Consider the following 9,220-nt stretch of genomic DNA (forward strand, 5'->3'; position numbering starts at 1 on the left):
GGCAGCGGGCCGGCGAGCAGCCGCGCCGCCGCCGGGGCGGGCACCGCCAGCACCACGCCGTCGACGTCGAGCCGGTCGCCCCGGCCCGCAGGACCGAGGTGCAGCGACCACCCACCGCCGCGCCGCTCGAGCGTCTGGACGCACGCACCGGTGCGGACCCGGCCACCCGCGGCACGGACCCGGGCGGCCACCGCGTCGGGGAGCCGTCCCACCCCGCCGCGGACGCCGGCGAAGACGGGACCGGACACCGCCGCCCCGGCGGCCGCCACCGCACGGGCTGCCTCGACGACCGAGCCGCCGTCGCGCACCGCAGGCCACAGCGCCGGCACGGTGGCCCGCAGCGACAGCGCCTCGGCGCGTCCGGCGTAGACGCCTCCGAGGAGCGGGTCGACGAGCCGCTCGACGACGGCCGGGCCGAGCCGGTCGGCGACGGCGGTCGCGACGTCGACGTCGTCGCCGACCGGAGCCGTCCGCTCGCCGCGGGCGCGCGCGACCTCGTCCGCGGTCAGCAGGCCGGCCAGGGCGTCCGGATCGGACGGGACGCCCATCAGCGTCCCGGACGGCATCGGGTGCAGCGCCCCGCGGGACCACACGGCCGCGCGCGCCGTCGCCGGGTGCACCAGGTCGTCGCCCAGCCCCACCTCGCGGACGAGGTCGACCGCCTCCGGACGACGGGCGAGCAGCGACTCGGCGCCCACGTCGACCCGGACGCCACCGACCTCGCCGAGGCGCAGCACGCCGCCGAGCCGGGCGGTCTGCTCGAGGACGACCACCGACGCACCGGCCGACGCCAGCCGCAGCGCCGCGACCAGCCCGCTGACGCCGCCGCCCACGACCGCCACGTCCGCGCTCGCTGCCACCTCCCGAGTCTGACCGAGGACGCCGGCCGGTCGGTCGCCGGGTCGTCACCGGGACGAGACCCGTTCGCGACCTGCGGCCGTCACGCTGGTCGGCGCCGGCAGGGAACCGGCGCCCGACCGACCACGTCGCAGGCGCAGCAGCCACCGGCCCGACCAACGGGGGGAACGCCATGACCACGAACCACCGACGTCGCGCGCGGCTGCGGGGCGGGGCGGCCGCCGCCGTCCTCGCCCTCGGCCTGCTCGCCGGGTGCTCGGCGGGGAGCGACACCGCCAGCGGCGGCGACGCCTCCGTCGAGGCGCCCGCGCAGGCACCCGACGAGGGCGGGGGTGCCGGCGGCTCCGCGGGCGGTGGGACGACCGAGGACTCCGACGGCGGCGCCGGTGACGCGGGCGAGGAGGTCGACGTCGCCGAGCGCAAGGTGACCCGCTCGCAGGTGACGGTCGAGGTCGAGGACCTCGCGGCGGCGGCCACCCGGGTGCGCGAGCTCGCCGCGGAGGCCGGCGGCGAGGTCGCCGACGAGTCGCTCAACCTGGACGAGGACGGGTTCTACGACCAGGGGTACTACGGGCAGGAGCAGTACGGCGGCTCCTACGGGTCGGACGACCCCGCGCTGCAGCAGCCCCGGGTGCAGGCCGGCCCCGGCGAGGCGGTGCTGGTGCTGCGGGTGCCGCCGGACGCGGCCGGCAGCACCGTCGACGCCGCCGCCGGGCTCGGCGAGGAGCAGGGCCGGTGGACCTCGAGCACGAGCGTCGAGACCACGCTGGTGGACCTGGAGACCCGGATCGAGTCGCAGACCCGCGCCGTCGAGCAGGCCCAGGCGCTGCTGGCCCGGGCGCAGGACCTCGACGACGTCGTGATGCTCGAGAACGAGGTGAACCGGCGCACCGCCGACCTGGAGTCGCTCGAGGCGCGTCGCGCCTCGGTGCAGGAGCAGGTGGACCGCGCCACCGTCACCGTGGTGCTGCGGCTCCCGGGGGGTGCCCCGCCCGAGGACCGGGCCGGGTTCCTCGGCGGTCTCGAGGCCGGGTGGGACGCCCTGGTGAGCAGCGGCGCCGTGCTGCTCGTCGTCGTCGGCGCGCTGCTGCCGTGGGCGGTCCTGGCCGCGCTGGTCGGCGTCCCGCTGTGGTGGTGGCTGCGTCGCCGCCGGGCCCGGCGTCCCGCGCGACCGGTCGGGCCGTTCGGCCCGTCGGGCTTCGGCCCGCCCGGTCCGCCCCCCGGTGCGCCGGCGGGTCCCCCGGCGGCGCCCCCGGCGGAGGGCGCCTGAGCGTCAGTCGCCGACCGGCACCGCGTGCACCAGCTCGACGACGCGGGTGAGCACGTCCGGGTCGGTGGTCGGCAGCACGCCGTGCCCGAGGTTCGCCACGTGCCCGGGTGCGGCGCGTCCGGCCTCGAGCATCGCCCGCACCCGCTCCTCGACCACCGGCCACGGGGCGAACAGGACGGCCGGGTCGAGGTTGCCCTGCACCGAGCGGTCGGGACCGATGCGGCGCGAGGCGACGTCGAGCGGCACCCGGAAGTCGACGCCGACCACGTCGGCGCCCGCCTCCCCCATCGCCGCCAGCAGCTCGCCGGTGCCGACGCCGAAGTGGATGCGCGGCACGCCGAGGTCGGCGACGGCGGCGAGCACGGCGGCCGAGTGCGGCATGACGTACCGGCGGTAGTCGGCCTCGGGCAGCGACCCCACCCAGGAGTCGAACAGCTGCACCGCCGAGGCCCCGGCCTCGACCTGGGTGCGCAGGAAGGTGGTGGTGGTGTCGACCAGGCGCCGCATCAGCTCGTCCCAGAGCCCGGGGTCGCCGTACATCAGGGCCTTGGTCGCCTCGTGGTTCTTGCTCGGGCCGCCCTCGACCAGGTAGCTCGCCAGCGTGTACGGCGCCCCGGCGAAGCCGATCAGCGGCGTGCTCCCCAGCTCGCCGACCAGCTGCCGCACCGCGGTCGCGACAGGGTCGAGCTGCGCAGGGTCGAGCGCCGGCAGGGCCTCGACGTCGGCGGCGGTGCGCACCGGCGCCCCCATCACCGGACCGGTGCCGGGCACGATGTCGACGTCGACCCCGGCGGCGTGCAGCGGCACCACGATGTCGGAGTAGAGGACGGCCGCGTCGACCCCGTGCCGGCGCACCGGCTGCAGCGTGATCTCGGTGACCAGGTCGGGCGTGGCGCACGCCTGCAGCATCGGCACGTCCTTGCGCACCTCGCGGTACTCCGGCAGCGACCGACCCGCCTGCCGCATGAACCAGACCGGGTGGTGCGCGGGGCGCTCACCGCGGCAGGCCGCGAGGAACGGGGAGGACGCGAGCGCGGGGAGGGTCACGTCCCCATTCTCGCGAGGGCGACGCGGCCCCGCCGCACCGGGCCGGGTTCCGTCCCCGCGGGCCCCGCCCGACGTACGCTGCCCGGGTGGCGGTGACCAATCTGCCGGCCGGCGTGCCGGCGGCGTTCTCCCGCGCGGCGACGGCGCTGCGCGCGGCTCGGCTGCGGCCGGAGGTGCGCCTGGTCGAGGTGCCGGCGCCGCAGCGGATCGCCCCGCACGCGCTCGCCCTGTCCGCCGAGGTCGACGCCACGGCCGGCGCCGAAGGCCCCGAGGTGGCCAGCGGCCGGTTCGTGCTGCTGCACGACCCCGACGGCCAGGAGGCGTGGGAGGGCACGACCCGCGTCGTCACCTACGTGCGGGCCGCGCTCGAGCCGGAGTTCGCGTCCGACCCCCTGCTGAGCGACGTCGGGTGGGCCTGGCTCACCGACTGCCTGGCCGCGTCCGGCGCGGTGGCCACCGCGCTGGGCGGCACGGTGACGCGGGTGCTGTCGGACTGCCACGGCACGCTGCGCGACCGGGAGCCGACGGTCGAGGTCGAGATCCGCGCGTCCTGGACGGTCGACGAGGACGACGACGTCACCGCGCACCTGCACGGCTGGGCCGACCTGCTGTCGACGGTCGCGGGCCTGCCGCCGCTGCCGGACGGCGTCACCGCCCTGCGTCGCGGCCTGCGCTGACCGCCTGCACCGATCGTCGAGACGTCCGGGACGTCCCCTTCGTCCGGAAGATCCCGTGGTCGCCAGGACGATCGGTGACCTCAAGCCCTACAGTCGGTAGGCACCTGGGCCGATAGGGGGAGCAAGCAGATCGAGACCGGCCGTCGAGGAGGCATGGGGTGACAACCATGGTGGAGCGCACGACCAGCGCTGCGCCCGTCCGCACCGGGCGGTACACGGCACTCGTGACCGTGCAGAACCCGGCGGCGCGGGACGCGGCGGTGCGCATCCTGCGCGCCCTCGGTGCCACCGACGTGCTCGGTGCCAGCACCGTCGCCCAGGCCCGTCGCGCCGCGGCCGGCCGCCCCGGCGAGATCTGCATCGTCGAGGCCACCCTCTCCGACGGGTCCGGCATCTCCCTCGCTCGCGAGCTGCGGGCCGCGGGCTGGCAGCGCGTCGTGGTGCTGTCCGGCAGCGACGACCCCGCCCTGGTGCGCGCGTCCGCCGCCGCCGGCGTCCGGTGCTTCCTCGTCACCCGCTCCGCGCCGCAGCAGTCCGCGGCGCCCACCGGCACCCTGGCCGGCATGTCGCAGCGCGAGCTCGAGGTGCTGCAGCTGGTGGCCGAGGGCCACTCCAACCGCGACGTCGGCGAGCGCCTCGGCCTGTCCGCGCTCACCGTGAAGAGCCACCTGGCCCGCATCGCGCGCAAGCTCGGCACCGGCGACCGCGCCGAGATGGTCGTGCTGGCCATGCGGGCCGGCGTCATCCGCTGACGCGGCCCCGCCGACCGTCCCGCCTGCGCTGCTGCTGACCCCGCACGCAATACGGTGGGGTCCGTGCCCGACCCGACGCCGAGCGCGTCGCCCGTGACCGAGACCCCGGCGACGCCGACCCCGGACGACGCCGCGACGCCCCTCACCGCACCCCGCGACGGCGTCCCCGACGTCGTCGTCACCGCCGACGCCCTCGCGCGGGCCGCCGACGCCCTCGCCGCCGGCACCGGTCCGGTCGCCGTCGACGCCGAGCGCGCCTCGGGCTACCGCTACGGCCAGCGCGCCTTCCTCGTCCAGCTCCGCCGCGCCGGCGCGGGCACCGTGCTGGTCGACCCCGTGCCCCTGCCCGACCTGACAGCACTGCGGGAGGCCCTCGGCGACGCCGAGTGGGTGCTGCACTCGGCGTCGCAGGACCTCGCCTGCCTGGCCGAGGTCGGCCTCGTGCCCGGTGGCGAGCTGTTCGACACCGAGCTCGGCGCGCGCATCGCCGGGCTGGAGCGGGTCGGCCTGGCCGCCGTCGTCGAGCAGCTGCTCGGCCTGCGGCTCGCCAAGGAGCACTCCGCGGTCGACTGGTCGACCCGGCCGCTCCCGGCGTCGTGGCTCACCTACGCGGCCCTCGATGTCGAGGTCCTGGTCGACCTGCGCGACGCCCTCGCCGCCCTGCTCGAGGACCAGGGCAAGCTCGTCTGGGCGCGCGAGGAGTTCGCGGCCGTGCGCGACGCGCCGCCTCCCCCGCCCCGCACCGACCCGTGGCGCCGCACCTCCCAGCTGCACCAGGTGCGCAGCCGCCGCGGCCTGGCCGTCGTGCGCGAGCTGTGGACCGAGCGCGACCGCATCGCCGAGCGCCGCGACATCGCCCCCGGCCGGGTGCTGCCCGACCGCGCCATCGTGAACGCCGCGACGGCGATGCCCGCCAGCATCGAGGAGCTCACCGCGCTGCCGGTGTTCTCCGGGCCGGCCAACCGCCGCCAGGCCGGGCGCTGGTTCGGCGCGATCGAGCGCGGCCGCCGCGTCCCCGAGCGCGAGCGCGGTGACGTGGGCGACCCGGGCGACGACCGGGACCGGGCGCAGGTGCACCACCAGGTTCGCGCCCTGGTACAGCACGACGGGGTCGACGACGCCGTCGGGCACCAGCCCGACGCGCCGGGCCACCCGCACGGCCTCGGCGACCGCGGCGGGGGCCTCGGGCGCCGGACCGGTGCTCACTCGCCTGCGGGCACCACCTGCGGGCGCAGGTCCTGCGCCGGCGGCGTCCACGACGCGGCGTCGGAGTCGACCTGCTCGCCGCTGCGGATGTCCTTCACCTGGTCGCCCCCGGCCTCGCCCGCGCCCACGAACCACACGTAGGGGATGCCGCGCCGGTCGGCGAACCGGATCTGCTTGCCGAACTTCTCGGCCGCCGGCGACACCAGCGCCGAGATGCCGCGGCCGCGCAACGCACCGGCGACGGCCTCCGCGTCCGGGCGCCGCTCCTCGTCGGTGACGGCGACGAGCGCGACGGTGGGCACCGACCGCGACGCGGTGAGCCCGCGCCCGAACAGGAGCCCGAGCACCCGGGTCACGCCGAACGAGATGCCGACCCCCGGGTAGGTCACCTTGCCGTCGGAGGCGAGCGAGTCGTACCGACCGCCGGAGCACGCGGACCCGTGCTGCTCGAAGCCGGCCATCGTCGTCTCGTACACGGTGCCGGTGTAGTAGTCGAGCCCGCGCGCGATGGACAGGTCGGCGACGAGCGCGCCGGGCGCGCGCCGCTCGGCCGCGCCGACCACGGCCGCCAGCTCCTCCAGACCCTGGTCGAGCAGGTCGTGGCGCGACCCCAGGGCGCGCACCTGGTCGACGAAACCGGTTCCGCTGGAACGGATCGACGCGAGCGCGAGGCACGCGTCGACCTGCGCGTCCGACGCGCCGACGGCGAGCAGGTCGCGGCGCACGCCGTCCGGACCGATCTTGTCGAGCTTGTCGACGGCGCGCAGCACCGCGGTGGGGTCGTCGAGGCCGAGCCCGAGGTAGAAGCCCTCGGCGAGCCGGCGGTTGCTGACCCGGATCGTCATGGCCGGCAGGCCGAGCCGCCGCAGTCCCTCGAACGCCTCGGCCATGACCAGCGGCATCTCGACCTCGTAGCCGAACGACAGGGTGTCGCGGTCGACGACGTCGATGTCGGCCTGCGCGAACTCGCGGTAGCGGCCCTCCTGGGGTCGCTCGCCGCGCCAGACCTTCTGCACCTGGTAGCGGCGGAACGGGAACTGCAGGCTCCCGGCGTGCTCGAGGACGTAGCGCGCGAACGGCACGGTCAGGTCGAAGTGCAGGGCGAGCTCGTCGTCGGACGAGCCCTCGGCGCGCGAGGCCAGCCGACGGACGCCGTAGACCTCCTTGTCGATCTCGCCCTTGCGCAGCAGCTGCGCGACCGGTTCGACGGCGCGGGTCTCGATCGAGGGGAAGCCGTGCAGCTCGAACACCCGGCGCAGCTCGTCGAGCACCTGCTGCTCGACGGCGCGCTGGGCGGGCGTCCACTCGGGGAAGCCGGAGATCGGCGTGGTGCGGGCCATCAGGACGCCGCTCCCGTCAGGTAGGGGTTCGTGGCGCGCTCCTGGGCGATCGTGGTGTGCGGGCCGTGGCCGGGCAGCACCAGGGTGTCGTCGGGCAGGGGCAGCACGACGTCGCGCAGCGACCGCAGCATCGCCTCGTGCGAGCCGCCCGGCAGGTCGGTGCGGCCGATGCTGCCGCGGAAGAGGACGTCGCCGGACAGCACCGTGGAGGTCGGACGGCCGGGGTCGCCCACCTCGCCGGACAGCGACGTCGGCACGTCGTCGGCGGCGAACATGACCGAGCCCTCGGTGTGCCCGGGCGCGTGGAGCACCCGCAGCGGGACGCCGGCCAGGTCGAGCCGGTCGTCGTCGCCGACCCGGCGCACGTCGTCCGGGGCGGTCCACGAAGCCCGCTCGCCGAACTGCTGCTCGAGCATCCGCACCAGCGACGGGTCGAGCAGGCTGATGGGGTCGTCGAGCCGGTAGGCGTCGTCACCGTGCACGACCGCCGGCACGCCGTGGCCCTGGCACACCGGCGTCACCGAGTAGACGTGGTCGAGGTGGCCGTGCGTGAGCAGCACCGCGGCGGGGCGCAGCCGGTGCTCGGCGAGCACGGCGGCGAGGTCGTCGAGGACGCCGATGCCGGGGTCGACCACGACGCACTCCTCCCCCGGTGCGGGGGCCAGGACGTAGCAGTTGGTGCCGAACGCGGCGGCCGGGAAGGCGGACAGCAGCACGTGCGGGAGCCTACCGAGGCGACTCCCCCTAGACTCGTGCCCGGTCCGTCATCGCCGGGCGCTCTCGGGACCCACCTCGTCAGCGACACCCGGCCACCCGAACCTGGGAGGGTTCCCCGTGTCGCCGAGCAAGCGGGAGCGCGAGTACGCACGTCGTCGGTACGCCGACTGGCAGGAGCGGCAGTCGGTGCGGGCCGAACGGCGCCGCCGCGTCCGCAACGTCTCGTTCGTGGTCGCCGGGGTGCTGGTCCCCGTGCTCGTGATCGGGCTGGTCTGGTGGCTCGCGAACCGCGGCGACGACGGCACCGACGTGGCGACGACGCCGACCGAGACCGAGACCACCGAGCCCGCGGCCGACAACCCGTGCCCCGAGGTGACGACGCAGCCGAACCCCGAGCCCGCGCAGTTCCCGGCCGCGCCGGACCCGTCGGTCGCCGAGGGCCGCACCTGGACCGCCACCATCACCACGACGTGCGGCGACATCACCCTCGAGCTCGACGGCGCGCTCGCCCCGCAGTCGGTGGCGAACTTCGTCCAGCTCGCCCGCGACGGCTTCTACGACTCGACGCCCTGCCACCGGCTGACCGTCGAGGGCATCTTCGTGCTCCAGTGCGGTGATCCCACCGGCACCGGCCAGGGCGGCCCGGGCTACAGCTGGGGCCCGATCGAGAACGCCCCGGCCGACGACCTCTACCCGGCGGGCACCCTCGCCATGGCCCGGGTCGGCGGCGACGCCGAGAGCCAGGGCAGCCAGTTCTTCCTCGTCTACGAGGACTCGACCATCCCGTCCGACGAGGCCGGCGGGTACTCGGTGTTCGGCCGCATCACCGGCGGCCTCGACATCGTGCAGAAGATCGCCGCGGGCGGCGTCGGCGCCGACGGCACCGCACCCGCCTTCGCCATCAGCATCGAGGGAGTGACGGCGCAGTGACCGAGCCCACGCAGCCCACGGCCGAGGGCGACGAGGTGCGCACGCCCGCCCAGGACGAGACCGCCGACGCGATCCAGAGCTCGGCCGCGCTGGAGGCGACGGCGCCGGCGTCGGAGCCCGAGCCCGCTCCTGAGCCCGAGCCCGCCGCGGAACCGGAGCCCGAGGCCACCCCCGAGCCCGAGCCCGAGCCCGAGCCCGAGCCCGAGCCCACGCCCCAGCCCGAGCCCACGCCCCAGCCCGAGCCGACCCCCGAGCCCGAGCCCACGCCCCAGCCCGAGCCGACCCCGGAGCCCGAGGCCACGCCCGAGCCCGAGGCCACGCCCGAGCCCGAGCCCACGCCCGAGCCGGAGGCGACCCCCGAGCCGGAGCCCGCCTCGCCGGTGGCCGCGGCGCCGCGGCCCGGTCCGCGTCCGGGTCCGCGTC

At 76.7% G+C, this 9,220-nt stretch carries 8 protein-coding genes and 2 pseudogenes; 6 read left to right on the top strand and 4 right to left on the bottom strand.

The window, feature by feature from the left end; genetic code table 11:
• A partial coding sequence (gene hemG, locus ACYVKY_RS15285; protein WP_460435849.1) for a protoporphyrinogen oxidase occupies window positions 1–860 on the bottom strand: 860 nt, incomplete at its 3' end.
• Window positions 861–1,030: 170 nt separating this feature from the next.
• On the opposite strand from hemG, the gene ACYVKY_RS15290 reads away from it, so the two are divergent.
• Window positions 1,031–2,128, top strand: a complete 1,098-nt coding sequence (locus ACYVKY_RS15290) for a DUF4349 domain-containing protein (protein WP_460435850.1) — start codon at window positions 1,031–1,033, stop codon at window positions 2,126–2,128.
• Between the two features lie 3 nt (window positions 2,129–2,131).
• Here ACYVKY_RS15290 and hemE read toward each other — a convergent pair whose 3' ends face one another.
• A complete protein-coding gene (gene hemE, locus ACYVKY_RS15295; RefSeq protein ID WP_460435851.1) occupies window positions 2,132–3,175 on the bottom strand; it encodes a uroporphyrinogen decarboxylase in 1,044 nt (347 codons plus the stop codon).
• An 86-nt stretch (window positions 3,176–3,261) separates the two neighbouring features.
• On the opposite strand from hemE, the gene ACYVKY_RS15300 reads away from it, so the two are divergent.
• The 3 genes and pseudogenes from ACYVKY_RS15300 to ACYVKY_RS15310 form a co-directional block, all read left to right on the top strand.
• Window positions 3,262–3,852, top strand: a complete 591-nt coding sequence (locus tag ACYVKY_RS15300) for a DUF3000 domain-containing protein (RefSeq protein WP_460435852.1) — start codon at window positions 3,262–3,264, stop codon at window positions 3,850–3,852.
• 158 nt (window positions 3,853–4,010) lie between these two features.
• Window positions 4,011–4,604, top strand: a complete 594-nt coding sequence (locus tag ACYVKY_RS15305; protein WP_460435853.1) for a LuxR C-terminal-related transcriptional regulator — start codon at window positions 4,011–4,013, stop codon at window positions 4,602–4,604.
• Between the two features lie 63 nt (window positions 4,605–4,667).
• Window positions 4,668–5,651 (top strand): annotated as a pseudogene (locus tag ACYVKY_RS15310) (HRDC domain-containing protein); the annotation flags it as partial.
• 155 nt (window positions 5,652–5,806) lie between these two features.
• On the opposite strand, the gene hisS reads toward ACYVKY_RS15310, so the two are convergent.
• Together hisS and ACYVKY_RS15320 are read right to left on the bottom strand one after the other, a co-directional pair.
• Window positions 5,807–7,150: a histidine--tRNA ligase gene (gene hisS / locus ACYVKY_RS15315; protein ID WP_460435854.1), complete on the bottom strand. Its 1,344-nt coding sequence runs from the start codon at window positions 7,148–7,150 to the stop codon at window positions 5,807–5,809.
• On the bottom strand, window positions 7,150–7,866 hold the full coding sequence (locus tag ACYVKY_RS15320) for an MBL fold metallo-hydrolase (RefSeq protein WP_460435855.1): 717 nt from the start codon (window positions 7,864–7,866) through the stop codon (window positions 7,150–7,152). Before ACYVKY_RS15320 ends, hisS begins: the two co-directional genes overlap by 1 nt.
• A gap of 118 nt (window positions 7,867–7,984) precedes the next feature.
• On the opposite strand from ACYVKY_RS15320, the gene ACYVKY_RS15325 reads away from it, so the two are divergent.
• Together ACYVKY_RS15325 and ACYVKY_RS15330 are read left to right on the top strand one after the other, a co-directional pair.
• The gene (locus ACYVKY_RS15325; RefSeq protein ID WP_460435856.1) at window positions 7,985–8,797 is read left to right on the top strand and encodes a peptidylprolyl isomerase; all 813 of its coding nucleotides are present in this window, start codon (window positions 7,985–7,987) and stop codon (window positions 8,795–8,797) included.
• Window positions 8,794–9,220 (top strand): annotated as a pseudogene (locus ACYVKY_RS15330) (hypothetical protein); the annotation flags it as partial. The gene ACYVKY_RS15325 and the pseudogene ACYVKY_RS15330, both read left to right, overlap by 4 nt.

It is taken from the genome of Angustibacter speluncae (assembly GCF_054777815.1).